This window comes from Acinetobacter sp. (genome assembly GCF_045628685.1).
Taxonomy (GTDB): Bacteria; Pseudomonadota; Gammaproteobacteria; order Pseudomonadales; family Moraxellaceae; genus Acinetobacter.
In genome coordinates, this window is the sequence record NZ_JAZQPV010000011.1 from 1 (window position 1) to 23,682 (window position 23,682).

Sequence of the window (23,682 nt, forward strand, 5' to 3'; positions counted from 1 at the left end):
GATGCAATTGCCCTGCAAAAATATCCAGAAGTCGGTCAGATTAATCATGTGCACCATGCAGGAAATTCATCTGGCATTGTCGATGGTGCAGCGCTTGTTTTAATTGCTTCAGAAAAAGCGGTGAAAGAACAAGGTTTGAAACCGCGTGCTAAAGTTTTGGCTACTGCACTGGTGGGATCTGATCCAACCATCATGTTGACCGGTCCTGCCCCGGCAGCACGTAAGGCATTGGAAAAATCCGGTCTTACAATTGATGACATTGACCTGTTTGAAGTCAATGAAGCTTTTGCAGCGGTGGTGATGCGCTTTATTACCGAACTTAAAGTGGATCCAGCTAAAGTCAACGTTAACGGCGGTGCAATTGCCATGGGTCATCCACTCGGTGCAACCGGTGCGATGATTTTAGGTACGCTGCTGGATGAACTGGAACGTCAAGGCAAAAAGCGTGGTTTGGCTACGTTATGTGTCGGTGGCGGTATGGGCATCGCAACCATTATTGAATTGGTATAAGGAGAATAACAATGAGCGCAATTCAATATGAAAAAAATGCGGACAATATCGTCATATTAACCTTAGATTCTCCAAACCAATCTGCCAATACCATGAATGCAGATTTCCGTGTGGCGCTGGAAGATAGTGTTTCTAAACTACAAGCAGATGCAGAAATTTCAGGCATTATTTTCCGTTCAGCGAAAAAAACTTTTTTTGCCGGTGGTGATCTAGATGAACTGATTGAAGCAGAGCCGGAGCACGCCACCGCCTTCTTCAATATGATTGAAGAGATGAAGGCCAAACTGCGCTATATTGAAACACGTGGTATTCCTGTGGTTGCAGCCCTCAATGGTACGGCGCTCGGTGGTGGTTGGGAACTGGCTTTGTGCTGTCATCATCGTATTGCACTGAATGACCCGAAAGCCAAGTTTGGCTTACCTGAAGTCACTTTAGGTTTGCTTCCGGGCGGTGGTGGAATCGTGCGTATGATACGTCTGCTCGGTTTGCAAAATGCCTTTCCCCTGTTGATGGAAGGCAAACAATTTGGGATCGATAAAGCCAAGTCTTTAGGTTTAATTCACGATATTGTGGAAACTGAACAAAAACTTTTAGACAAGGCGATTGCCTGGATCAAAACCAATCCAATCTCGCAACAACCGTTTGATGTGAAAGGTTACAAAATTCCCGGGGGGTCACCCTCAACCCCAGCTGTTGCTCAAGTGCTTGCAATTGCACCTGCCATGTTGCGTGATAAAACCAAAGGTTGTTACCCTGCTCCTGAAGCGATTATGGCAGCCGCTGTTGAAGGTGCACAGGTAGATGTCGATACCGCACTGACCATTGAATCGCGTTATTTCACCTACTTGGCGACCGGTCAGATTTCCAAGAATATGATTGGCACCTTCTGGCATGGTCTGAATGCGATTAAATCAGGTGCAAGCCGCCCTAAAGAGATTGCCAAATGGAAAGCCACTAAAGTCGGTATTCTAGGTGCAGGTATGATGGGTGCAGGTATTGCTTATGTAACTGCATCGAAAGGCATTCCAGTAGTTCTGAAAGATATTTCAATAGATGCGGCTGAAAAAGGCAAAGCCTATAGCCAGAAACTGCTGGATAAAAAAGTAGCTCAAGGACGTTTATCAGCTGATCAACAAGATCAGATTTTAAGCCTGATTCAAGCGACTGCATCCAGTGCAGATCTGCTCGGATGTGACCTGATCATTGAGGCTGTTTTTGAAAACCCTGTACTCAAGGCTCAAGTCACTCAAGAGGCAGAACAATATCTTGCCAGTAACGGTGTGATGGCATCAAATACTTCGACCCTGCCAATTACAGAACTCGCCAAAGCCTCTAAAGACGATAGCCATTTCATTGGCCTGCATTTCTTTAGCCCCGTCGATAAAATGCAACTGGTTGAAATCATCAAAGGTAAAAACACTTCAAATGAAACCTTAGCCAAGGCTTTTGATTTCGTGCAGCAAATTGGTAAAACCCCAATTGTGGTGAATGACAGTCGTGGTTTTTTCACCAGTCGTGTATTTGGTACGTTTGTGCAGGAAGGCTTACGTCTGCTGGCAGAAGGTGTGCATCCGGCGCGAATTGAAATGGCTGCCCTCAAAGCCGGTATGCCTGTTGGCCCACTTGCCATCCAAGATGAAGTTTCTTTAACCCTGTCTGAACATGTGGCTGCCGAGACACGTAAAGCCTTACAAGCAGAAGGTAAAAACCTGCCCCGTTCTGCTGCAGATGAGGTGATTGAAAGCATGATTCATCAATTTAACCGTAAAGGTAAAGCTGTGGGTGCGGGTTTTTATGAATATCCTGCAGATGGCAAAAAGCACTTATGGGAAGGTTTAAGTCACTGGAAAAAAGACGTAAAAATATCCGAACAAGAAATGATTGACCGTTTCCTGTTTGTCCAAGCGCTGGATACTTTGCGCTGCTATGAAGAAGGTGTATTGGAGTCGGTAATAGATGCCAATGTCGGTTCTATTTTTGGGATCGGTTTTGCGCCATGGACTGGTGGAGCCATACAATATCTGAACCAATATGGTCTGGAAAAAGCCTTGATCCGCGCCAATACACTTGAAGCTAAATATGGTGAGCGTTTTAAATCACCTCAATTACTGAAAGATAAAGTGCACACTGGCGAGAAAATTTCATAACCCCTTTTCAATCAAAAATTAACGCCCTTTTTTTGAATTAAAGATAAGGGCGTTCATACATTCAAGTGTTTCTTTTCAGCATTAAAAATAAGTATTCGTCTTTTAAGCATTGATATTTGTACCGAGATAAACTTTGACTCACTTAAACAAAGATCCATCTCTTAAAATTAATTTTTTAATCCCTTATTTAAATGAATATTGAGTCAGTTATGAGTCGGCTTTCATTTTATTTTGTGTTATAAAGTTACGAGATTTTGATTTATTTTTATCCATTTTGGTATTTTCTATGACTGATCATTCTTCTCCTGAAAAATCCCCTTGGGGCTGGAAAGCCGTAATTATTGCTTGTATTTTAGGTGCTTTTTTTATGGGGTTTTTCTATCTTGCAGTAAGCAACGAGCCAGATTACATGCCGAGCCAACAGCAAAAAAACACCCAGCAGCATGCATTTAAAAATGCCCCTGCGATGTCTGAAGAAGCTTTAGCAGAAGCTAAAAAACAGAAAGAAGCTGGCGCAGCAACAGTTCAAGAGCATCAAATGTCGACACAAGAACATGCTGTAATGACAGAAGCTGAAAAATCAGCTGAACATGAGTCTGGTCATTAATTCGAGATTTCTAAAAATAAAAAAAGTCACTTTTCGTGGCTTTTTTTATTTTCAATACTGAAGATTTAAATATCTAAGAGCAAGTGAATAGCAATCGCATATCAATATGTGGAATACCGCAATCCAGATATTGCTCACCTTCCACTTTAAAACCCAGACCGGCATAAAACTGAATGGCATGCGCTTGCGAAGACAACGTTAAAAATTCGCGCTGTTCATGGTTGGCTTGCTGAATAATCTGTTGCATCAGCAATTTTCCAATGCCTACACCGCGATGCGATTTCAGCACCGCCACACGCCCGACGCTGTTATTTTGTAATAATCGTGCTGTCGCGATCGGCTGATCTTGATCGTAAACTACGAAGTGTACAGACACTGTATCTTCAGCATCCCATTCATCTTCAACCGCAATCTGCTGTTCCTGAATAAATACCTGCTCACGAATCAGTTTTGCATCATTTTGCAACTTATCCCAACTGCCTGCACGTATGGTAAATTGGCTCATCAAAAAGCATCTTCCTACAAATAAAAGCAGCCTTGCGACTGCTTCATCTATTTTAAACTGGTTTTAAATTAGCACTTGCAGCCAATATCCTGCTGATCCCACTGGTTGTTGAGCAACAACTCAAGTGAATGCTTTTGAATGCCATACATCTCTTTTAGAGCTTGAATCTGAGCCAATACTGCCTGATCGGGTTGTTGGTAATCTTTACGTTTGGTCGCCAAGATCATTTTGTTTTTACTGGTGTGTTCCAAAGCCACAAACTCGAATACTTTGGTTTCATAGCCATAAGCTTTAAGCAACAAGGCACGAATGGTATCGGTGAGCATTTCCGCCTGTTGACCTAAATGAATGCCAAATTGCAACATCGGCTTCAGTACTTCCGGACTTTTGAGCTGTGGACGCAATTCCTTGTGACAACACGGCGCACACATAATCATTTGTGCATTTAAACGAATACCGGTGTGAATGGCAAAGTCGGTCGCCACATCACAGGCATGCAAGGCAATCATCACATCCAGATGTTCAGGCTGATAGGTTCGTACATCACCCTGAAAAAAATCCAGTTGGGTAAATTGAGACTCTTCAGCAACCTTCTGACAGAACTCCACCATTTTCGGATTCAGCTCCACACCGGTAACAAATGGCGTTTGACCCTGCTTTTCCAGATAATCATATAAGGCAAAGGTCAAATAACCTTTTCCCGAACCAAAATCAACCATCCGCAAAGCATGATTTTGTGGCGTGATTTGGCCCAAAGCACCCGAGAAAATTTCCACAAATTTATTAATCTGTTTCCATTTACGCGCCATGCTGGGAATAATTTGTGCTTTGGCGTCAGTAATACCCAAAGGCTGTAAAAAATAACTGTCTTGATCGACATAGCGATGCTTGGTGCGGTCATGTCCCTGTTGAATCTCTACAGTTTGAGTCTTTGAGGCGGATTTGTTTTTATTCACCGTCAGCATGGCTTTGTTCTTATTCTTTTTAAGTTGCAGCTCTTCTTTAGTAGTAAAAAGATTGGCTTGTTTACATTGGGCCAATAAATCCTGAACCAACTGGCTGGCTTCCGCTAAAGGATAGTTTTTGGTGACATCCTGAGTCTTATAATGGTACAGACAGCTTAAAACAGGCTGTCCCTGCAGTGAAATGACTCGTAAGGTCATTTTCTCTAGATTTTCAAGTTTGCCTTTATACTGGCTAAGAATTATTCGATCAAAACTTTGTGTTTCAATGGCTTGCTGAAAAGTATCTAAGAATTGTTGTTCCTGAAGAAAAGGAGAAGCCAATTGAGACATATACATAACTCGAATAAATTAAGGGATCAGTGTAAAACTTCTTACTTTAAAGGTAAAACTTCATTACTATACAAGTGTATTTTTAGTTAAAGAAAATAAGCGATGAGCACATCTAACCTGCAGACTTATGATCCACATGAAGAAAAAATAAATGCGATTAGTCATGCACTTGGCGCAGTTTTGGCAGCAACTGCCAGCATTTTCATGCTGTTTAAAGGCAGTTATTTACCGTTAGGACAATTTATTGGCTTGTGTGTCTATGCATTGAGCCTGATTATACTCTTTGCCGCTTCAAGTCTATATCACTATGCTGAATCACCACAGCGTCGCGGCTGGTACAAAAAACTGGATCACACCGCAATTTATTATCTAATTGCTGGAACATATACTCCATTCTTGTCTATCGCACTTCCAACGGCAAAAGCACAGTATTTGTTGATTGCACTGTGGGTGATTGCTGTCATTGGTACATTATTCAAGTTAGTTTTCATTCATCGTTTCCAAAAGATTTCCCTCATTGCTTATCTGGTAATGGGATGGCTTGCACTACTGGTAATGGATGATATGCAACGCTTTTTAAGCGATCAAGCATTAACCTATCTTGTCATTGGTGGACTTGCGTACACCATTGGTGCATTGTTTTATGCCTTAAAAAGAGTAAGATATACGCATGCTATCTGGCATGTTTTTGTATTGATTGGCGCTGGATCACATTTCTTAGCGATCTGTCTTTACGTGATATAACCCTCTACTTCTGCATTTTTTAGTAACCCTAAATCCGTAGATATGAGCCGGTATTTCGTATTTTTTTAAGAAATTACGCCTTTTTTAAAAAGATTACGCTTTTAAAACTAAGCTTTTTTATTTTTAGTAAGTGTAAGGTTTCTCATGGCGTCATCAAATTCTATTCCTGCTTCGGAAGAAGTAGCTACAAACTCAAAATTCCGCGTACTCACTGCGAGTCTTGTTGGTACAACAATCGAATTTTTCGATTTTTATATTTACGCAACAGCGGCAGTTCTTATTTTTCCTCATTTGTTCTTCCCTGCAAGTACAGATCCTACGACTGCAACTATTCAGTCTTTAGCAACCTTTGCTATTGCCTTTATTGCCCGTCCAATTGGTGCTGCTTTCTTCGGACATCTAGGTGATCGTATTGGTCGAAAAGCTACACTGGTTGCTGCATTACTCACCATGGGTATTTCAACCGTGTGTATTGGCTTACTTCCAACCTATGCACAGATTGGTATTGTTGCTCCATTACTGCTTGCGCTTTGTCGTTTAGGGCAAGGGCTTGGTCTTGGTGGCGAATGGAGTGGTGCGGTTCTTCTTGCCACTGAAAATGCACCTGAAGGCAAACGTGCCTGGTATGGCATGTTCCCGCAACTTGGTGCACCCATCGGCTTTATCTTGGCTACAGGTTCGTTCCTTACTCTGGGTGCATTCATGTCTGAAGCAGACTTTATGCAATGGGGCTGGCGTATTCCGTTTCTTGCAAGTTCTGTACTGGTAATTGTGGGTCTTTGGATTCGTTTAAAACTGCATGAAACGCCTGCATTCCAAAAAGTATTGGACAAGCAAAAAGAAGTAAACATTCCATTTAAAGAAGTCATGACCAAACACTGGGGCATGCTGATTCTGGGCACAATTGCTGCCGTATGTACCTTCGTAGTGTTCTACTTAACCACAGTATTTGCATTGAACTGGGGTACGACACAGCTCGGTTATACACGCGCTGAATTCCTTCAATTACAACTGGTTGCCACTTTGTGTTTTGCAGCATTTATTCCACTCTCTGCAGTTTTTGCCGAGAAATTTGGTCGTAAGGCAACTTCAATTGGCGTATGCATTGTTTCAGCATTGTTTGGTTTAGTGTTCGCCAACATGCTTGAATCTGGCAGTACCATTGTTGTGTTCTTATTCTTGTGTATTGGTTTAGCGATCATGGGTTTAACGTATGGTCCAATCGGTACAGTACTTTCTGAAATGTTCCCAACTTCAGTTCGTTATACAGGTTCTGCATTAACCTTTAACCTGGCAGGTATTTTAGGGGCATCTTTTGCACCCTTAATTGCAACAAAGCTTGCAACTACATATGGTTTATATGCTGTGGGTTATTACTTAACTGCTGCATCTATCCTGTCACTTCTGGCTTTCCTGGCTATTCGTGAAACAAAAAATGATGATGTAAACAACCAAGTTTAACTTCATCAAAGCATAAAAAAACCAGCATCATTACGCTGGTTTTTTTATGCTGTTTTTTTTAGATCTGTTCATCACTTAACATTTCTTGATACAGCTCTTCAAACACCTTTCGATCGCCCCCGGCATTGTAATAGCTTGGCACAATATAAGTCACAAGTTGACGGTATCTTTCCGTGGCATATAAATGATCCAGAAAAGCTTCCACATGATTTTCATCAATCGCAAATGCCTTCATCAGCTGCTGAAACTTTTGATAAAACCTGTTGGCAAATACAGGTGTATTGACCACATCGCTTTCGGCTTGCTGAAAAACCTGCTCTAAAGCAGTCAAACCCGCTTCAAGCTGTGCCGATTGGGATTCTGTTAAAGCAAAAAACTGACCGACCTCTTCTGAAAAAGACATACTCTTCTCCTGTTGTATTCTCATTGTTATAAATCAATCTTGTTTTACGCTATGTCAAAAATTGTTCCAGCAATCGATCTTGAAGATTTAAATCAGCTCAATGACATCAATCGTCGGAGGCACCCGAAAACGAAACGGCACACCGACCATTCCTGTACCTACCGTGACAAAAACATCCGCATGCTCATGCCGATATAAACCTTTCTTATGCCCCAGTATAGACACTTTTTCCATGATGTAATTGGTCAACCAAGGCAGTTCAACTTGTCCGCCATGGGTATGTCCAGACAGCATTAAAGGGCGTTTCGGCAATTGCGGCACCATATCTACTGTGTCAGGATTATGCGATAAAATTACCCAGGATTTATCTTGAGGCAAGTCTGGCATATAACGCATATCAGTTTTTCCGGCCCATAAATCACCGACCCCCAACAAGCGAAATTCATCAAATTCAACTATTTTTCCTTCAATATCAATTACATTATTGACTTTTAGCGCATGTTGCAGCAGGTTTTGAATCGGTGGCCCGGGGTATTGTTCATCATGATTGCCATTGACCGAATAAACCGGGGCATTGATCTGTTTTAAAATGGCCAGTTCATCGGCAAGTGTATTTTCAGGTTCATACGTCCAGTCCCCGGCAACCAAGACTAAATCAGGATTCTGCTGATTGATTTTCTCGACAATGATTTTCAGTTGCCGTTCATGGCCGGAAAATAGACCGATATGTAAATCTGCAATCAGGACCAGTTTGACTGGACGCTGCATCTTCTGCTCTGGATTTAACTGATATTGCAGGGTTTTGACGCTGACATGATGCGGTTCAATAAAACGTGCATAAATGAGTATGCCACTGAGCAGAAAAATAAATACCGCTTGGTGAATAGAGTAATAACCACTCCAACCGGCATACAGGCTAAAGAAAAATAAAGGAACCAGTAAATAAGATAAATAAAATGCCAGTAAATGTACAAATGCTTTAAACGGATGAATGGTTTCCGTACGGGTTTGACTGAGCCATGCTTGTACCATACCCCAACATCCAAGCATAAAAAAAATGATATAAAAATAAACCGCGACCGAGTCTGTATCCCACATAGTAATTTCTCTAGCAATAATGAAGATATGACATCATTCATCTATTCTCATATTTATCTTTTCACAGCTGGCAATTATACTCAAACCCAATTTTGGTATTGTTTATAACTTATGGCGCAATCTTCCCCTCCCACAGCTCAATTAGATACTGGTAAATTGCGTCACTCTTCTACTTATAAATCTGCAGTATTGTTGAGTTGTAGCCTGATTGTAGGGATTCCCGCATGCACCACCCTGCCGAAACAAACACCACAACCCATTGAATATGCTTTCGATACCGAAACCAAACAAACCTCATTGGCTCAAATCATATTACCGTTAAGAGAACAAAACCCCGATCTTACCGGTTATCATATTTTATACGATCCGCTGGAAGCTATCGCAGCACGTATACATCTTATTGATAAAGCAGAAAAAACTTTAGATTTACAATACTACATTTGGGACAACGATAAAATAGGCTCGCTGGCGCTGCACTCCATTATTCAAGCAGCAGACCGCGGTGTCAAAGTCCGTTTATTAATGGACGACAACAATGCCAAAAAAATGGAAGGCATTTATCTGGCACTCGATCAGCATAAAAATATTGATGTCAGGTTATATAATCCTTACCGTTTTAGGCATTACCGTGCCATGGACATGGTGCTGGATTTAAAACGTATTAACCGCCGCATGCATAACAAAAGCTTTATTGCAGACAACCAGATTGCTTTAATTGGGGGGCGCAATATGAGTAATCAATATTATAACGTCAGCGACAATTATCAATTTTCTGATGTCGACGTGATGCTGGTCGGCTCTGCATCCGATGAAATCATTCATTCCTTTGATGAGTACTGGAATGATGATTATGCGTTTCCAGTCAAAAAAATTGTCAATCCTCGACATCATTCCTTACGTTTTGACAGTCTAAAGCAGCAACTCCAGCAACATGCACAAACTGTTAGCGTTCAGAACTATCTTGATTTAGCTAACCGGTCACATGCCTTTGAAAAATGGTTAAATAGTAGTATCCAGTTTGATTGGGTCAAAGCCGAAATCGTCAATGATTCACCAAGTAAAATCAGGGCGAAAGCGAAAAAAGAACAACATTTGAATTTCCAACTGCTGAATCATTTAGAAAAACCGGACCAAAGCGTCGATATTATTTCAGCTTATTTTGTCCCTGAAAAAAAGGGCGAAAAGATGCTGAGTGAACTGGCTCAAAATAATATTCATGTCCGTGTACTCACCAACTCGTTTAAAGCCAATGATATATTTTTAGTCCATGCTTTTTATGGCAAATATCGCAAGAATTTATTAAAGGATGGGGTCGAGTTATATGAATTTCTGTCTGCACCAGAAGCTGAAAACTTGAATGCCAATACCGAAGAACTTGCAAAAAAAGCCAAGGTTAATTTAAAAGGTCTAAGCCGTTCCAGCCTGCATGCCAAACTGATGGCGATTGATCAAAAACAGGTTTTTATTGGATCTTTCAATTTTGATCCTCGTTCTGCATATTTAAACACGGAAATTGGCGTATTGCTGGATAGCCCTGCTTTAGCCAGATCCGTACACCAAACCATGGATGAAAATTTATCTAAATATGCTTACAAACTGGTTTTAGATGCCAGCAATAAAATCAACTGGAAAATTAAACGTCATGATGGCAGCATCAAAACCTATCCTAAAGAACCCAAAATGAAATGGTGGCAAAAGGCGGGAGTGAAAGTAATTTCATGGTTGCCACTCGAAGGCTTTATGTAAACCTAGGTATTTTCTGGCATTCATTTATATTATCCGTTCAAGTTGGATTTTTAATTACTTTTTGATGCAGCTGTGCCAGACCTTCGGTCATTTTACTTTGCACTTCTTGAGTCAGTGTTTCCACCGTATGCCCTTTAGTAGATATTGCTGGCAATGCCATTAAATGCGCTTTCACTTTAGGCATTTCCAAGACATTTTTGACATGATCGGCAAAGCTAATATCATTAATAAACGGCGCCACCAGATCCAGTTGTCCGTGCTGATTCACATAACAAATCAAACATATTTGTACAGGACGATCGGCATCAATGGCTGCACCTAAAATACGTCCATAGATTTTTTTTATTCTTGAGCCATCTGAAGTCGTCGCTTCAGGGAAAAATAACACGGGAATATCCTGTTTTAAAAAATCGGTAATTTGCTGTTTAATTTTAACTGAATCGCCAGATCCACGTTTAATAAACAATGTCCCCCCACCCTTGGCCAATTTACCCAGTAATGGCCATTGTTCAATTTCAGCTTTTGCTAAAAAAAACACCCGCGCACCTGAACCCAAAACGGCCACATCAAGCCAAGAAATGTGATTGCTTACCCATAGCGCAGGCTCGCGTGGAATCACGCCATGTACCTGAATTTCAAGATTGAAAACTTCACATAATTGACGGCAGAAATACTGCACATAACGTGTATTACATGGATTATTCGGGTCTTTATATAAACGGTGCCGAAAAACCAGATAAAATCCTTGTGCAATCGCAACTACAACCGCCAATAACTTTTTACTATATAAGAAAAATTTAGACATATTGTTTAATGGTGAACTTTCAGTTACAGAGGGTTGAGTCATAGATTGATCACTAATTTACCAGACACAGCATTTAATCATTTATTTTCTGCCATTCTATACTGTTCATTTTGATCTTGCATTGATCAAAAAACCGAACCCTGTTTTTTTAATTAAATAATAAAAACGCATAAACACGAAATTTTGATTTAAAACAAAAATGATACGAATAGGTCTGCATCATTTAACAACTTGATCATTCATTAAAATAATAATTATTATCAATGTCTTAAAATTATTTAAGCGCTCATCACTGTTCAGTATAGGCAAGATATTTGGATTTATTCGATGTTTTATTATCTTACTTAAGCAAGTCCGATCTATTTTTCACTATCGGTGTGTATTTTCTACTAAAATAAAGTTTTCATGTAGTAGAGATAGCATTTAGTGGAATATTTTGAGCGACATCAAGGTGGTGAACGAGCAGTATTGGTCAGTGTATCGGTACAACTTTTAGATGACCTTGATGCAGAAGAATTTCGTTTACTGGCCAAATCTGCCGGTGCCGAAATTCTGGAACATATTACGGCTCAACGTATTAAACCGGATCCGAAACTCTTTATTGGCTCGGGTAAGGCAGAGGAAATTGCCGAGCTGGTCAAAGCTCTGGAAGTGGAGCTGGTTATTTTTGATCACTCACTCACTCCTGCTCAAGAACGTAATTTAGAAAGAATTCTGCAATGCCGCGTGGTTGACCGTACCGGATTAATCCTGGATATTTTTGCGCAGCGTGCGCGTACCCATGAAGGTAAATTGCAAGTTGAGCTTGCACAGCTTGAACATTTATCTTCACGACTGGTTCGCGGCTGGACACACCTTGAACGCCAAAAAGGCGGGATCGGCTTACGTGGTCCAGGTGAATCGCAACTGGAAACAGATCGTCGCTTGCTTCGTATCCGCATGGGCCAGCTCAAAGACAAACTTGAAAAAGTACGTCAAACTCGTGTACAAGGCCGTGCAGCACGCCAAAAAGCCTCTGTGCCGACTGTTTCACTGGTCGGTTATACCAATGCCGGCAAATCAACCTTATTTAATATTCTGGCCAATAGTGAAGTTTATGCTGCAGACCAACTGTTCGCGACCCTTGATCCCACTTTACGTCGCTTAAACTGGGATGGCATTGGTGCTTTAGTCCTTGCAGATACAGTGGGTTTCGTACGTAACCTTCCACATGCTTTGGTTGAATCCTTTAAAGCTACACTGGAAGAAACTCTTGAAGCAACCTTGCTGCTGCATGTGATTGATTCGAGCAGTCCAGATATGATGGAACAAATTGAAGCAGTCGAGTCTGTGTTAAAAGAAATTGGTGCTGATGTGCCGGTACTTCGTGTCTATAACAAAATCGATATCAGCGGGGAAGATGCCAAGATCATTTATGCCAAACCGCATTTGCCCGATCGTGTGTATGTGTCTGCCCACTCTAAACAAGGCTTAGACTTGTTACGCCAGGCAGTACAAGAATGTCTGATGGGACAAATTCAAAGTTTCGAGTTGGTATTAAAACCCGAATATGGAAAATTGCGCACTCAACTATATGAGTTAAATGTGATTCAAACTGAAAATTTTGATGAGGAAGGCAATCTGCATTTACATATCATTATTGCCCCAGCAAAATTGGAACAATTGATTAAGCAGGCCCATTTACCGATTGACGAAATTCTGGGGAAAAAAGCCATACAATTCAAAAAACCGCTTGAGGAATTTGAAATTAAAAGATAAATCGGTTAAAACGTGATAAGTATAATTTTAAAGTTTGGTAAAAATGGACTGGATAAAAATAATCGATTGGCCAGCATGGATCGGCACACTGGCGTTAATCATCTGCTTTCGTGAGGGAGCAGTATGGTTAATGACGCAATTCGATCACCCGGAACTAGGTAATTTGGTCGGCTTGATTAGCTTGTTGCTGAGCTTGCTTATTTGGAGAAATATCCACAAATTACCTGCGCGTTTAGTCGACACCAATAATAAAATAATGAAAGAAAGTGCTTTTGCATTTTTACCGATTAGTGCCGGCTCACTAATTATGTTGGTACACATGGGGCAGGAAATTCCAGTTTTTCTTGGGGTGATGTTGATCAGTACCCTAATTCCATTATGGGTCTACGCAAAAATGGCCAAGCGCTGGTTATAGGGGAAATATGATGTTATCAGTACTCTACGGTTTTATCTTGACCCTGTTCGCTTATCTCATTGCCAAACCTATTAATAAAAGGCTTCCTCAAATTCCGGTCATTGTTATCGGCATGTTTTTCATTATTGGATTGTTGTTTGTATTTGGGATTCCTTACGAATCCTATATGACACAGGTCAATCCGCTGTTTAACAATTTACTCGGCTATGTCACTGTTGCCTTGGCTATTCCGCTTGCCGCCATGCGTTATGATGACTTACCACTCAAAGCCATTGTTGGTATTTTGGTTTTTGCCAGTATGAGTGCAGTCGCTTTGCCAATGGGACTTGCCTATTTATTGCATATGTCTGATGCAAGCATTATGGCATTTGCAACCCGGGCGGTAACAACGCCCATTGCGATTAATATTGCCACCCTGTTACATGCACCGCTCAGCTTAGTCATTTTAATTGTCATTTTATCAGGCGTGATTGGGGCTGCTTTTTCGCCATTTATCTTGCGTCATATTAATGATGAACGAGCCTCAGGTTTGGCATTAGGCTTGGCAGCACATGCCATAGGAACTGCACAAGCATGGCAACGAGGCAGCGTAGCAGGACGCTATGCGGCTTTTGGCATGGCAGTAAATGCCGTCTTCACCGCCATCTGGCTGCCAACGTTTATACTCTATTTGCAAAAGATGTGACTGGGACTTCATTAATATCCATTTCTATAGTCAGAATTTGACCTTATGATAAAAATTATCCATAAAGTTATCGAAAGGTTTTTTGATGAGAAATTTTAAAATTTTAGCAGCCCTACTTCTATCTGCCAGCAGTAGTGCTGTTTTTGCGGAAGACATTTCGGGAAGCTGGAAAAATATTGATGATAAAACCGGTTCTTCGAAAGCGATTCTTGAAATTCGCCAAGAGACCAATGGCACTTATACCGCAAAAATTGTAAAAATCACTCCTCGTCCAGGCTACACAGCCAAAGAAACCTGTGTAAATTGTCCTGCTCCTTATACCAATAAGCCTATTCTGGGCATGGATGTTGTAAAAGGTCTAAAACCAACAGCAGGACCCAATTTTACTGACGGCAAAATTATTGATCCACTTAGCGGTAATATCTACAGTATGAAAGCGAAATTAAGCCCAAATGGTAAGCGTTTAACCCTACGTGGTTATGTCGGGGTTTCAGTTTTGGGTCGTAGTCAGACCTGGATTAGAAATGACTAAATATGACAAAAAGTCACACTATGTGGCTTTTTTTTTACTGTTATCTAAATAATTCACATTATTTTAATTTTTTATGAAGCAATAGATTGACTGTTCTTTAAACGATGATTATATCTTTGTATAGATAAAAAAAATATTATCCCTACTCATAGGAAAGAACATGAAAAAAAATCTATTATCTGTTGCTTTTGCTAGTCTTGTTTTTAGTGGAAATATATGGGCAGAAGATCTTACCGGAACATGGAAAACCATTGACGATAAAACAGGCTCATCAAAGGCAATTCTGGAAATGCGCCAAGAGACCAACGGCACTTATACCGCAAAAATCATCAAAGTAACCCCACGCCCGGGCTATACCCCGAAAGAAACCTGTGTAAATTGTCCCGCCCCTTATACCAATAAACCCATTTTAGGCTTAGATATTTTAACCGGATTGAAAGCTGCAGATAATAACCACTTTGTAAATGCCAAAGTTCTTGACCCCCTCAGCGGTAAAATTTACAGCGGGAAAGCAAAATTAAGTGCCAATGGTAAACGCCTCACTCTACGTGGTTATGTGGGTATTTCTGCACTTGGCCGTAGCCAAACATGGATTAAACAAGATTAACTTATATTCATTACACTTGAGCATAAAAGGTTAGTGGGATACGAATGAAAGTTTAATTTTTATCCTAAAGATTGCTTAATTTTGTATCGGTACACCCACTTTAAAATAAGTAACCAGGATGGTGAACTTATATAAATAAGGAAGTTTTATGAAAAAAATAGCAATCACGACTACATTTTTTGTAGCATTATTAGGTAGTTTTTCGGTTTTTGCTCAGGATATAAGGGGGAAATGGATACAAATTGATGATAAAACAGGTTCACCTAAGGCACTGATTGAAATTGAGGAACAAAGCAATGGATCTTATTCCGGAAAAATTATTAAAGTAACACCACGCCCGGGTTATACCCCCCGAGTGACCTGTTTCCGTTGCCCACCTCCCTACACCGATCACCCTATACTGGGTTTAGAAGTGTTTAAAGGTTTACAACATGTCAATGAGAATGATTATGCCAACGGTCGGGTACTGGATTCTTTAACAGGAAAAATATATGGCTTAAAAGGACGGGTTTCCGCCAAAGGTAAACATTTTATGTTACGCGGTTATGTGGGGATTTCTGCCTGGGGTCGAACTCAAACCTAGATAAAGTGATTAATCCTAACAAAAAGCCGCATGATGTAGCTTTTTTATTGATTGTTATTTGAATATTTCACATTATTTTGATTTTTTTAACCCACTCTATTGACTAATTATTAAACGCTCATAATATGTTCTTATGGATAAAATAATTACTCTCCACAGTAGAAGGAATTGACATGAAAAACAATATTTTGCTTGCTGCTTTCGTTGGATTATTTTTTAGTGGAAATGTATGGGCACAAGACCTCTCGGGGACGTGGCAACAAATTGACGATAAAACCGGTTCACCTAAGGCACTGATTGAAATTCGGAAAGAAGCAAATAATACTTATGCGGGCAAAATTATTAAAGTAACGCCTCGACCAGGCTACAAACCACGTGAAATTTGTAACAACTGTCCGGCACCTTATACCAATAAAGCAATTTTAGGCATGGATGTCCTCACCGGCTTAAAGCATGTTGAAGGGACCAATAACTATGAAAGAGGTCGTGTTATCGATCCACTTGCAGGCAAAATTTACGATGCTAAAGTTAAGCTAAGTTCCAGTGGCAAACGCTTAACCTTACGTGGCTATGTCGGAATCTCAGCCCTAGGGCGCAGTCAAACGTGGCTTCGTACAGATTAAACCGTATTAGACTTCAATAAGAATCCACAGGGATGAAGTTTTTTATATCGTCAATACACTCATTTTATTTTTTGCATACTTATCAGTACATTGATTAATCACATAATCGGTTTAACATACTTAATCAATAAAAAAATAATGAATCATCCAAAGGATTTATATGAATAAGAACATATTGCTTGTCACTTTAGTGAGTGTGCTTTTTAGTGGCAAAATTTTTGCTGAAGACATTTCTGGAACTTGGCAGCAAATTGATGATAAATCAGGTGCAGCCAAAGCAATTATCAAAATTTATAAAGCAGCCAACGACAGCTTTAGCGCTAAGATTATTAAAGTGACACCTCGTCCTGGCTATACGCCTCGTGAGATATGTAATCACTGCCCTTCGCCCTATACCAACCAGCCAATTTTAGGTATGGAAATCATTAAAGGCTTAAAACATGTGACGGGGACCAACACTTATGAAAAAGGCCGTGTGATTGACCCTTTAGCAGGCAAAGTCTATGATGCCAAAATTAAAATGAATGCTACAGGTAAGCGTCTAACCTTGAGAGCCTATATGGGCGTTTCAACTTTGGGGCGCAGCCAGACCTGGATTAGACTTGACTAAATTGCAACTCAATAAATGCAAATAAAAAAGCCACATCCTGTGGCTTTTTTATTTTATAAATCATCCAAATCCTATATCACTGGATTATCAACTTTAAATATTTCTTTATCTTCCAAGCGATAGGCAATCAGATGCTTGCCCCAAACACAGCCGCCATCGACATTCTGAATCTGCGGATTAATGGTTTTACCTTCTAATGCCGCCCAGTGCCCAAAGATCAGTTGATGGGTTTTTGCAGCTTCCGATTCAAACTCAAACCACGGTTTAAAACCTTGAGGCATCGGATCATCGAGCGAATCTTTAAAGCTAAACTCTAAACGACCGTCGCTGTCGGTTAAACGCATCCGGGTCAGATAGTTAACGATACAGCGTATACGTTCATGACCTTGTAGCTGATCTGACCAAAGCGCTGGCTCTTTACCAAACATCTGGCTTAAAAAAGCATCTACCACCGCAAAATCTTCATGACTGATGATCGCTTCAACTTCTTTAGCCAAAGCAAAAGTTTGTTCTGCCGACCAAATACATGGAATACCGGCATGGGTCAAAATAGTTTGATCATTCGGGAAAAGACACAATGGTTGTTTACGTAACCAGTCAATCAAGTCATCACTATCAATCGCATCAATGACATCACGGGTATTGTCTCTATCTTTCAACTCTTTCAAACCACGTGCACAAGCTAAAAGGGTCAAGTCATGATTGCCCAATACCGTCGCTGCGACATCACGATCAACCAGTTTTTTAACAAAACGTAGTGCGCCAATCGAGTTTTCACCACGTGCAACCAAATCCCCCGCAAACCAGATAAAATCCTGATCGGGATCGAACTTAATTTCTTTTAGCAACGCTTTTAAGGCTTCAAAACAGCCTTGAACATCACCAATGACATAGTTGTATCGAATATCGGAACCTGCCATTTAAGCCACCATTTGGTCTGACAAAGCAACAAATTGAGCCATGCTTAAGGTTTCTGGACGCGCCATCGGATCAATCCCGGTTTTCTCGAAAGCATCTTCCACCAACATACCTTTCAAGCTGTTACGCAGTGTTTTACGACGCTGAGTAAAGACATGGGAAACAAGACGTGCCAATGCTTTTTCATTTTTAGCAATAATCGGTTTTACAGCGTATGGCTCTAAACGGAATACCGCAGAAGTCACTTTGGGTGGCGGATTAAAAGATCCTGGCGGTACTTCAAATAAAAACGTCGGTTTACAATAATACTGAATCATCACCGACAAACGACCATATTCTTTGGTATTTGGCGAAGCGGTAATGCGGTCTACCACTTCTTTTTGCAACATGAAGTGCATGTCTTGCACTTTGTCACCAAATTCCAGGAGATGGAATAAGAGTGGAGTTGAAATATTATAGGGCAAGTTGCCAACGACACGTAATGGACGGTCTTCCTGGAACAGTTGAGAATAATCATATCTCAATGCATCGGCTTCAATAATGGTTAAACGTTCAGGATGCGGTACACGCCCCGGCAGACCAGCAGCCAGATCACGATCCAGCTCAAGCACGGTCAAGGCATCACACTCACCAATTAATGGTGAGGTTAATGCGGCCAAACCCGGGCCAATTTCTAGAATGTTTTGACCTGGACGCGGATTGACTGAGCGTACAATTTTGGCAATGACACGCTGGTCATGTAAAAAGTTTTGACCAAATCGTTTTCGAGCCTGATGCCCTTCTTCTTTTGGGTTTAAGGCATTAATTTGATACATAAAAACATTTCCAACGTGAGTGATGAACAATAATCAGTGGCGCGCCAGATCGAGGGCTAAATCTACAGCAACGTGCAGGCTAGAACTTTTAGCAAGTCCTGTACCAGCAAGGGAGAGTGCTGTGCCATGATCGACAGAAGTTCGAATGAAAGGTAAGCCCAAAGTAATATTGATGGCTTCACCAAATCCTTGAGATTTTAACACAGGTAAGCCTTGATCGTGATACATCGCCAGAACGGCATCTGCATCTTTTAAATTTTCAGGGGTGAACAAGGTATCGGCTGGAAGACTCAAACTCATATTGATGCCTTGTGCCCGATAGCTTTCAAGCACTGGATTAATCACTTCAATTTCTTCCATCCCCAAATATCCGCCCTCGCCTGCATGCGGGTTTAAACCACTGACTAAAATATGTGGATGCTCAATCTTAAACTTGGTTTTTAAGTCATGAATCAGAATATCAATCACCTGGTGCAAACGTTGCGTGGTAATGGCATCTGGAACGTCTCGTAAGGCGAGATGTGTGGTTGCTAGTGCGACACGTAAAGTCTTGGTTGCAAGCATCATCACCACACGTTCAACAGCTGCAAATTCCTGGTAATACTCGGTGTGACCACTAAAGTGAATGCCGGCATCATTAATAATCGATTTTTGCACGGGTGCTGTGGCAACGCCCACACTTTTGCCTGACATGGCATAATCTGCAGAACGACGCAGTTGCTCCAGTACATAAGCCGCATTGTTCGGGTTCAATTCACCCATAACAACTTCTTGCTGTACAGGTACATGTTCTATAAAAAGCTGACCGACACCTGAAGATGCGTCCTGCCCTTGATACTCAATCAGTTCAATTCTTTGATTTAGGGTTTCAGCGCGTTTTTTTAATAGATTCAGATCAGCCAAAACCACAATAGGACGTTCATCAATACGCATTGCTAAACTTAAACAAATATCTGGACCTATACCTGCTGGCTCGCCACTGGTTACATATAAAGGAAGCATATTTTCGTCTCATCTAACCTGCGCTCGAATATCATTATTATATACAGGTTAGATAAACAAGTTTTTCCCTAAGCTCTATTTTATAAGCGAAAATATGTATCATTTCCTAAGCATGTGCCGGGGAAACTGTAACATTCTATCCATTCTGTTAAAAATACAAAAATAGTTGTGATTATTCTTTGCACATTCCTGGTTTTACCTATAAAATATAGCGCTTGAAATTCTACATTTTCATTTGTGATTCTTCACGTATTCGTTTAGAATCGCGTCTCCTTTTGTTTGGACAGATTCCATAGTCCAAACCAACTATAATAGGTAGTGGTTTAATGAAAACTCTCAGCGCTAAGCCAGCTGAAGTTCAACATGACTGGTATGTTGTTGATGCTTCTGGCAAAACTTTAGGTCGCCTTGCGACTGAAATCGCTCGTCGTTTACGCGGTAAGCATAAAACTTCTTATACTCCTCACGTTGACACTGGCGATTATATCGTTGTAATCAATGCTGAAGAAATTACTGTGACTGGTAAAAAAGCTCACGATAAGAAATACTATCGCCATACTGGTTTCCCTGGTGGTATCCGTGAGACTAACTTCGAGAAGTTAATCGCTCACAAACCTGAAGCAGTTTTAGAAAAAGCTGTTAAAGGTATGTTACCAAAAGGTCCTCTTGGTTATGCAATGATCAAAAAAATGAAAGTGTACGCTGGTACTGAGCATCCACATACAGCTCAACAGCCACAAGTTTTGGACATCTAAGGGATACAGCACATGGCTACTAATTATGGTACAGGTCGCCGTAAGACCGCAACTGCACGTGTTTTCTTGTCAGCTGGTACAGGCAAACTCGTAATTAACAACCGTTCTATCGAACAATATTTCGGTCGTGAAACTGCTCGTATGGTTGTTCGTCAACCTCTTGAGCTTTTAGAAGTTACTGAAAAATTTGACCTTTACATCACCGTTGCTGGTGGTGGTATTGGTGGTCAAGCAGGCGCTATCCGTCACGGTATTACTCGTGCATTGATCGCTTCTGACGAAACTTTAAAACCTGCTCTTCGTCAAGCTGGTTTCGTTACTCGTGATGCTCGTGAAGTTGAACGTAAGAAACTTGGTTTACGTAAAGCACGTAAACGTCCTCAATTCTCTAAACGTTAATTCGTTTACCGAATCGGACAAAAAGCCTTGGTTTATCCAAGGCTTTTTTATGTGCTATAAATTTATGAGCCATATCTGTTTTGCTATTGATCATGTACATCTTTGCCCCATACGCCTTCATGACACCAAAATGATTTACTGAGATAGTAGTTGGCAACACCAATTAAAATAAATAGCATCATTAAACCTAATTTAATTATCATATTTTCTTGCTCCAGTTATTTTTCTTATAATCTACATCTTCTTCACCCGATTCATCTTTTATGCTTCGTGCTTTTTAGGTTGAATTTTAGTATCCTATTCTATTCATTTTTGCTTTGTTTGGGATTATGTCCGTCGAAACCGCACCTGTTCAAGGAATTACACTCTATAGCCATGCAGATGACTTTCGTTCACACTGGATTCGTTATGTCCTTGCCGAAAAGCAAATTAAATATTATCTGATTATTGTAGATGAAGATGATGAAGATCTCGCCAGCTTAAACCCCTATAATCAAGTTCCCATGCTGATTGAAAATGAACTCAAACTGTTCAACACCAGCATTATTTCCGAATATATCGATGACCGTTATCGTCAAAACAAGTTATATGCTGATGCACCCATGCCACGCTCAGAACAGCGTCAATACATTTGGCGATTCGAACAAGATTGGCTAAAGCTTGCAGATATCATGCTGCGCCACCCAGATAGCTTAAATGCAAAAGATAAAGTAAAAGCCCAAAAACAACTGCGCGATATACTGATCTCTCTAACTCCCTTATTTCAGCATTTCCCCTATTTCATGTCAGAAAGTTTTACAATTTTAGATTGCATGTTAGCGCCAATTTTTTTACGGTTACATTCAATGGGAATAGAACTCCCTAAACAACATTGTCGTCCCATTTTCTTATATTGCCAACGGATATTTTCCCGTCCTGCTTTTATCAAGTCCATGACTATGCAGGAAAAAAATAAATATCGTGAAATTTTAGTGAATCAATAGAGTATATTTCAATGTCTGATCAGGAATTAAACCTTACTCCTACCCGTCCCTATCTTGCTCGTGCAATTTATGAATGGATTTGTGACAACAACCTTACCCCACATTTACTTGTTGATGCCACGCAACCGAACACTATGGTTCCAGAACAATTTATTCAAGATGGGCAAATTGTTTTAAATATAGCCCCCCATGCGGTACATAAATTAAATATAAGCAATGAGACAATTACCTTCTCTGCTCGCTTTGGTGGCGTATCACGTGATATATATGTACCCTTAAATGCAGTGATGGGCATTTATGCACGTGAAAATGGTCAAGGTTTATTCTTTGATCCAAATGAATATGAGGATATCCAAATCCCTAAAGATACTTTAAAATCAACAACACTTTCCGAAGAAACTGAACAACCCAAGACTAAGAAAAAACCGAGCCTACGGTTATTAGACTAAAAAATATGGAGTAAATTGATGGCTTTTGATTTAGTACAATATTTTGCTGAGCAGATTAATAGTCAAAAGCCTCAGCTTCTCGAGCAACACTCTAGAGAAGATAGAAAAGAGCATTTGTTAGAAATAAATGCTCTTGTATTGGGTAAGCTGATTACCCTTTGGCGCTCTAATGACAAAAAAGTTTATCAGGAAATTTCCTCACCCGATGAGCTTTTTATTCAAGAGGTTTCACGCCACCTGACCACTTCCTCGAAGAATCAGTCCACATTAACTAAAAGTGAATTAGAACCCGCAGTCACAGAGATATTGCGTTTACAACTGGCAGAGCTTAAACAGCTGAATGATATCGGTAATCTCGAAGTCCGTGGATTACGTGAATTACTCTTAGGGCAAATTGAACATCTTTCAGGTCAAGCCCCTGATTGGGTTTGGCTAACAAACGACCTTTTAGAGTTAAAAGGTTCTAAACCGATTGTGCAAGAAGAGATATCATTAGACTCAACGATGAAGGAGTTTAATCAAATGGTAAGTCAACAACATAATGATGTTAATCAAGATCGACACATTGCTGCTGTGACAGTAAATACTGCAGTTCCAGCATGGGCAAAACTTTTAGAACCGGTAGTTGCTATCATCATTCTTTGGGTTTTATATTCTGCTGCAACTCAAATGTTTAACTGAAATACTTAGGATTTTAGTTAAAAAATAGAAATCGCCTAAATGGCGATTTTTTATTTGTGAATAGTTCAGTAATTTGGACTTATAAATCGCTTAGCTAAAAATAAAAAAATCCTTAATGCATATTTTCTCAATACAATAACATCAATATAAAATCACCTCATTTAAGAAAGATTTTTTCCTCTATTTATCTATTTTAATGAGTGCATATCACACCTAACATAAAATGTTTCTCTTCTTTACTATGAAAGCGACTTTTAATCAGATGAGAGACATTCATAAGTGGTTAATTAATTATTCGATTTTTAGTAAAAGAAGCCTCTAAACATAGATATATTCATTTCTTTCAAATTTAAGGCTCGATATTAAGTAAGTTGCTAATCACTTTTAAAAATATAAAATTTCCCCCATAAAAAAACCCCCTCTGCCTGTGGCGGAGGGGGTTTTGGAATTAATGAGCTGGCGATGACTTACTCTCACATGGGTAACCCCACACTACCATCAGCGCAAAGAGGTTTCACTTCTGAGTTCGGGAAGGGATCAGGTGGT

At 40.3% G+C, this 23,682-nt stretch carries 26 protein-coding genes, 1 rRNA gene and 1 pseudogene; 19 read left to right on the plus strand and 9 right to left on the minus strand.

The window, feature by feature from the left end:
* From ACKI4H_RS01945 to ACKI4H_RS01955, 3 genes and pseudogenes are all read left to right on the plus strand, one after another.
* Positions 1-510 (plus strand): annotated as a pseudogene (locus ACKI4H_RS01945) (acetyl-CoA C-acyltransferase); the annotation flags it as partial.
* 11 nt (positions 511-521) lie between these two features.
* Entirely contained in the window at positions 522-2,657 is a 2,136-nt protein-coding gene (locus ACKI4H_RS01950) for a 3-hydroxyacyl-CoA dehydrogenase NAD-binding domain-containing protein (RefSeq protein WP_407303483.1), read from the plus strand.
* Between the two features lie 286 nt (positions 2,658-2,943).
* On the plus strand, positions 2,944-3,264 hold the full coding sequence (locus tag ACKI4H_RS01955; RefSeq protein WP_407303484.1) for a hypothetical protein: 321 nt from the start codon (positions 2,944-2,946) through the stop codon (positions 3,262-3,264).
* A gap of 73 nt (positions 3,265-3,337) precedes the next feature.
* Here the strand turns inward: ACKI4H_RS01955 and ACKI4H_RS01960 are convergent, their stop codons facing one another.
* The gene (locus ACKI4H_RS01960; RefSeq protein ID WP_407303485.1) at positions 3,338-3,769 is read right to left on the minus strand and encodes a GNAT family N-acetyltransferase; all 432 of its coding nucleotides are present in this window, start codon (positions 3,767-3,769) and stop codon (positions 3,338-3,340) included.
* A 68-nt stretch (positions 3,770-3,837) separates the two neighbouring features.
* Entirely contained in the window at positions 3,838-5,064 is a 1,227-nt protein-coding gene (locus ACKI4H_RS01965; protein WP_407303486.1) for a class I SAM-dependent methyltransferase, read from the minus strand.
* Between the two features lie 102 nt (positions 5,065-5,166).
* Between ACKI4H_RS01965 and ACKI4H_RS01970 the strand changes: the two genes are divergently transcribed.
* Positions 5,167-5,808, plus strand: a complete 642-nt coding sequence (locus ACKI4H_RS01970) for a hemolysin III family protein (protein WP_407303487.1) — start codon at positions 5,167-5,169, stop codon at positions 5,806-5,808.
* A 144-nt stretch (positions 5,809-5,952) separates the two neighbouring features.
* The gene (locus ACKI4H_RS01975; RefSeq protein ID WP_407303488.1) at positions 5,953-7,269 is read left to right on the plus strand and encodes an MFS transporter; all 1,317 of its coding nucleotides are present in this window, start codon (positions 5,953-5,955) and stop codon (positions 7,267-7,269) included.
* Positions 7,270-7,327: 58 nt separating this feature from the next.
* Here the strand turns inward: ACKI4H_RS01975 and ACKI4H_RS01980 are convergent, their stop codons facing one another.
* Both ACKI4H_RS01980 and ACKI4H_RS01985 read right to left on the minus strand, forming a co-directional pair.
* Positions 7,328-7,672, minus strand: a complete 345-nt coding sequence (locus ACKI4H_RS01980) for a hypothetical protein (protein WP_407303489.1) — start codon at positions 7,670-7,672, stop codon at positions 7,328-7,330.
* Between the two features lie 87 nt (positions 7,673-7,759).
* Positions 7,760-8,770 (minus strand): metallophosphoesterase, encoded by a 1,011-nt coding sequence (locus ACKI4H_RS01985; RefSeq protein ID WP_407303490.1) that lies wholly within the window; start codon positions 8,768-8,770, stop codon positions 7,760-7,762.
* Positions 8,771-8,881: 111 nt separating this feature from the next.
* On the opposite strand from ACKI4H_RS01985, the gene ACKI4H_RS01990 reads away from it, so the two are divergent.
* Positions 8,882-10,516, plus strand: coding sequence for a phospholipase D family protein (locus ACKI4H_RS01990; RefSeq protein ID WP_407303491.1), 1,635 nt, complete (start codon positions 8,882-8,884; stop codon positions 10,514-10,516).
* Between the two features lie 37 nt (positions 10,517-10,553).
* Here ACKI4H_RS01990 and ACKI4H_RS01995 read toward each other — a convergent pair whose 3' ends face one another.
* Positions 10,554-11,363 carry a lysophospholipid acyltransferase family protein gene (locus ACKI4H_RS01995; RefSeq protein WP_407303493.1) on the minus strand — a complete coding sequence of 270 codons (810 nt, stop codon included), beginning with the start codon at positions 11,361-11,363 and terminating at the stop codon, positions 10,554-10,556.
* Between the two features lie 384 nt (positions 11,364-11,747).
* On the opposite strand from ACKI4H_RS01995, the gene hflX reads away from it, so the two are divergent.
* From hflX to ACKI4H_RS02035, 8 genes are all read left to right on the plus strand, one after another.
* Positions 11,748-13,079 carry a ribosome rescue GTPase HflX gene (gene hflX / locus ACKI4H_RS02000; protein ID WP_407303495.1) on the plus strand — a complete coding sequence of 444 codons (1,332 nt, stop codon included), beginning with the start codon at positions 11,748-11,750 and terminating at the stop codon, positions 13,077-13,079.
* A 43-nt stretch (positions 13,080-13,122) separates the two neighbouring features.
* A complete protein-coding gene (locus ACKI4H_RS02005; protein WP_407303496.1) occupies positions 13,123-13,494 on the plus strand; it encodes a hypothetical protein in 372 nt (123 codons plus the stop codon).
* Between the two features lie 10 nt (positions 13,495-13,504).
* A complete protein-coding gene (locus tag ACKI4H_RS02010) occupies positions 13,505-14,179 on the plus strand; it encodes an LrgB family protein (RefSeq protein ID WP_407303521.1) in 675 nt (224 codons plus the stop codon).
* Between the two features lie 85 nt (positions 14,180-14,264).
* Positions 14,265-14,711 (plus strand): DUF2147 domain-containing protein, encoded by a 447-nt coding sequence (locus ACKI4H_RS02015; RefSeq protein ID WP_407303499.1) that lies wholly within the window; start codon positions 14,265-14,267, stop codon positions 14,709-14,711.
* 160 nt (positions 14,712-14,871) lie between these two features.
* On the plus strand, positions 14,872-15,318 hold the full coding sequence (locus ACKI4H_RS02020) for a DUF2147 domain-containing protein (RefSeq protein ID WP_407303501.1): 447 nt from the start codon (positions 14,872-14,874) through the stop codon (positions 15,316-15,318).
* Positions 15,319-15,466: 148 nt separating this feature from the next.
* Positions 15,467-15,901 (plus strand): DUF2147 domain-containing protein, encoded by a 435-nt coding sequence (locus ACKI4H_RS02025; protein WP_407303505.1) that lies wholly within the window; start codon positions 15,467-15,469, stop codon positions 15,899-15,901.
* A 173-nt stretch (positions 15,902-16,074) separates the two neighbouring features.
* Positions 16,075-16,524 carry a DUF2147 domain-containing protein gene (locus ACKI4H_RS02030; RefSeq protein ID WP_407303508.1) on the plus strand — a complete coding sequence of 150 codons (450 nt, stop codon included), beginning with the start codon at positions 16,075-16,077 and terminating at the stop codon, positions 16,522-16,524.
* A 160-nt stretch (positions 16,525-16,684) separates the two neighbouring features.
* Positions 16,685-17,134, plus strand: coding sequence for a DUF2147 domain-containing protein (locus tag ACKI4H_RS02035; protein ID WP_407303511.1), 450 nt, complete (start codon positions 16,685-16,687; stop codon positions 17,132-17,134).
* A 71-nt stretch (positions 17,135-17,205) separates the two neighbouring features.
* Here ACKI4H_RS02035 and ACKI4H_RS02040 read toward each other — a convergent pair whose 3' ends face one another.
* The 3 genes from ACKI4H_RS02040 to pdxA are packed head-to-tail and all read right to left on the minus strand — an operon-like array spanning position 17,206 to position 19,869.
* The gene (locus tag ACKI4H_RS02040; protein ID WP_407303512.1) at positions 17,206-18,054 is read right to left on the minus strand and encodes a symmetrical bis(5'-nucleosyl)-tetraphosphatase; all 849 of its coding nucleotides are present in this window, start codon (positions 18,052-18,054) and stop codon (positions 17,206-17,208) included.
* Positions 18,055-18,867, minus strand: a complete 813-nt coding sequence (gene rsmA, locus ACKI4H_RS02045) for a 16S rRNA (adenine(1518)-N(6)/adenine(1519)-N(6))-dimethyltransferase RsmA (RefSeq protein WP_086193353.1) — start codon at positions 18,865-18,867, stop codon at positions 18,055-18,057. It abuts the gene before it with no gap.
* A gap of 33 nt (positions 18,868-18,900) precedes the next feature.
* On the minus strand, positions 18,901-19,869 hold the full coding sequence (pdxA, locus tag ACKI4H_RS02050) for a 4-hydroxythreonine-4-phosphate dehydrogenase PdxA (RefSeq protein WP_407303514.1): 969 nt from the start codon (positions 19,867-19,869) through the stop codon (positions 18,901-18,903).
* Positions 19,870-20,195: 326 nt separating this feature from the next.
* On the opposite strand from pdxA, the gene rplM reads away from it, so the two are divergent.
* From rplM to ACKI4H_RS02075, 5 genes are all read left to right on the plus strand, one after another.
* Entirely contained in the window at positions 20,196-20,624 is a 429-nt protein-coding gene (rplM, locus tag ACKI4H_RS02055; protein WP_067724808.1) for a 50S ribosomal protein L13, read from the plus strand.
* A gap of 12 nt (positions 20,625-20,636) precedes the next feature.
* Entirely contained in the window at positions 20,637-21,023 is a 387-nt protein-coding gene (gene rpsI, locus ACKI4H_RS02060) for a 30S ribosomal protein S9 (RefSeq protein WP_407303515.1), read from the plus strand.
* A gap of 329 nt (positions 21,024-21,352) precedes the next feature.
* Positions 21,353-22,006 (plus strand): glutathione S-transferase N-terminal domain-containing protein, encoded by a 654-nt coding sequence (locus ACKI4H_RS02065; RefSeq protein ID WP_407303516.1) that lies wholly within the window; start codon positions 21,353-21,355, stop codon positions 22,004-22,006.
* 11 nt (positions 22,007-22,017) lie between these two features.
* Positions 22,018-22,455 carry a ClpXP protease specificity-enhancing factor gene (locus tag ACKI4H_RS02070; RefSeq protein WP_407303518.1) on the plus strand — a complete coding sequence of 146 codons (438 nt, stop codon included), beginning with the start codon at positions 22,018-22,020 and terminating at the stop codon, positions 22,453-22,455.
* Positions 22,456-22,473: 18 nt separating this feature from the next.
* On the plus strand, positions 22,474-23,136 hold the full coding sequence (locus ACKI4H_RS02075; RefSeq protein ID WP_407303520.1) for a hypothetical protein: 663 nt from the start codon (positions 22,474-22,476) through the stop codon (positions 23,134-23,136).
* A gap of 454 nt (positions 23,137-23,590) precedes the next feature.
* Here the strand turns inward: ACKI4H_RS02075 and rrf are convergent.
* Positions 23,591-23,682: ribosomal RNA gene (gene rrf / locus ACKI4H_RS02080) — 5S ribosomal RNA — on the minus strand; the annotation flags it as partial.

Bases quoted from the DNA above. Each gene is read 5' to 3' on its own strand.
- ACKI4H_RS01985 (WP_407303490.1), bottom strand. From the start codon at position 8,770: ATGTGGGATACAGACTCGGTCGCGGTTTATTTTTATATCATTTTTTTT.
- ACKI4H_RS02005 (WP_407303496.1), top strand. From the start codon at position 13,123: ATGGACTGGATAAAAATAATCGATTGGCCAGCATGGATCGGCACACTG.
- pdxA (WP_407303514.1), bottom strand. From the start codon at position 19,869: ATGCTTCCTTTATATGTAACCAGTGGCGAGCCAGCAGGTATAGGTCCA.
- rpsI (WP_407303515.1), top strand. From the start codon at position 20,637: ATGGCTACTAATTATGGTACAGGTCGCCGTAAGACCGCAACTGCACGT.
- ACKI4H_RS02040 (WP_407303512.1), bottom strand. From the start codon at position 18,054: ATGGCAGGTTCCGATATTCGATACAACTATGTCATTGGTGATGTTCAA.
- ACKI4H_RS01960 (WP_407303485.1), bottom strand. From the start codon at position 3,769: ATGAGCCAATTTACCATACGTGCAGGCAGTTGGGATAAGTTGCAAAAT.
- ACKI4H_RS01965 (WP_407303486.1), bottom strand. From the start codon at position 5,064: ATGTCTCAATTGGCTTCTCCTTTTCTTCAGGAACAACAATTCTTAGAT.
- ACKI4H_RS01955 (WP_407303484.1), top strand. From the start codon at position 2,944: ATGACTGATCATTCTTCTCCTGAAAAATCCCCTTGGGGCTGGAAAGCC.
- ACKI4H_RS01980 (WP_407303489.1), bottom strand. From the start codon at position 7,672: ATGTCTTTTTCAGAAGAGGTCGGTCAGTTTTTTGCTTTAACAGAATCC.
- ACKI4H_RS02020 (WP_407303501.1), top strand. From the start codon at position 14,872: ATGAAAAAAAATCTATTATCTGTTGCTTTTGCTAGTCTTGTTTTTAGT.
- ACKI4H_RS02075 (WP_407303520.1), top strand. From the start codon at position 22,474: ATGGCTTTTGATTTAGTACAATATTTTGCTGAGCAGATTAATAGTCAA.
- ACKI4H_RS02030 (WP_407303508.1), top strand. From the start codon at position 16,075: ATGAAAAACAATATTTTGCTTGCTGCTTTCGTTGGATTATTTTTTAGT.
- ACKI4H_RS02015 (WP_407303499.1), top strand. From the start codon at position 14,265: ATGAGAAATTTTAAAATTTTAGCAGCCCTACTTCTATCTGCCAGCAGT.
- ACKI4H_RS02035 (WP_407303511.1), top strand. From the start codon at position 16,685: ATGAATAAGAACATATTGCTTGTCACTTTAGTGAGTGTGCTTTTTAGT.
- rplM (WP_067724808.1), top strand. From the start codon at position 20,196: ATGAAAACTCTCAGCGCTAAGCCAGCTGAAGTTCAACATGACTGGTAT.
- ACKI4H_RS01970 (WP_407303487.1), top strand. From the start codon at position 5,167: ATGAGCACATCTAACCTGCAGACTTATGATCCACATGAAGAAAAAATA.
- ACKI4H_RS02065 (WP_407303516.1), top strand. From the start codon at position 21,353: ATGTCCGTCGAAACCGCACCTGTTCAAGGAATTACACTCTATAGCCAT.
- ACKI4H_RS02070 (WP_407303518.1), top strand. From the start codon at position 22,018: ATGTCTGATCAGGAATTAAACCTTACTCCTACCCGTCCCTATCTTGCT.
- ACKI4H_RS02025 (WP_407303505.1), top strand. From the start codon at position 15,467: ATGAAAAAAATAGCAATCACGACTACATTTTTTGTAGCATTATTAGGT.
- ACKI4H_RS01990 (WP_407303491.1), top strand. From the start codon at position 8,882: ATGGCGCAATCTTCCCCTCCCACAGCTCAATTAGATACTGGTAAATTG.
- ACKI4H_RS01950 (WP_407303483.1), top strand. From the start codon at position 522: ATGAGCGCAATTCAATATGAAAAAAATGCGGACAATATCGTCATATTA.
- rsmA (WP_086193353.1), bottom strand. From the start codon at position 18,867: ATGTATCAAATTAATGCCTTAAACCCAAAAGAAGAAGGGCATCAGGCT.
- ACKI4H_RS01995 (WP_407303493.1), bottom strand. From the start codon at position 11,363: ATGACTCAACCCTCTGTAACTGAAAGTTCACCATTAAACAATATGTCT.
- ACKI4H_RS02010 (WP_407303521.1), top strand. From the start codon at position 13,505: ATGTTATCAGTACTCTACGGTTTTATCTTGACCCTGTTCGCTTATCTC.
- ACKI4H_RS01975 (WP_407303488.1), top strand. From the start codon at position 5,953: ATGGCGTCATCAAATTCTATTCCTGCTTCGGAAGAAGTAGCTACAAAC.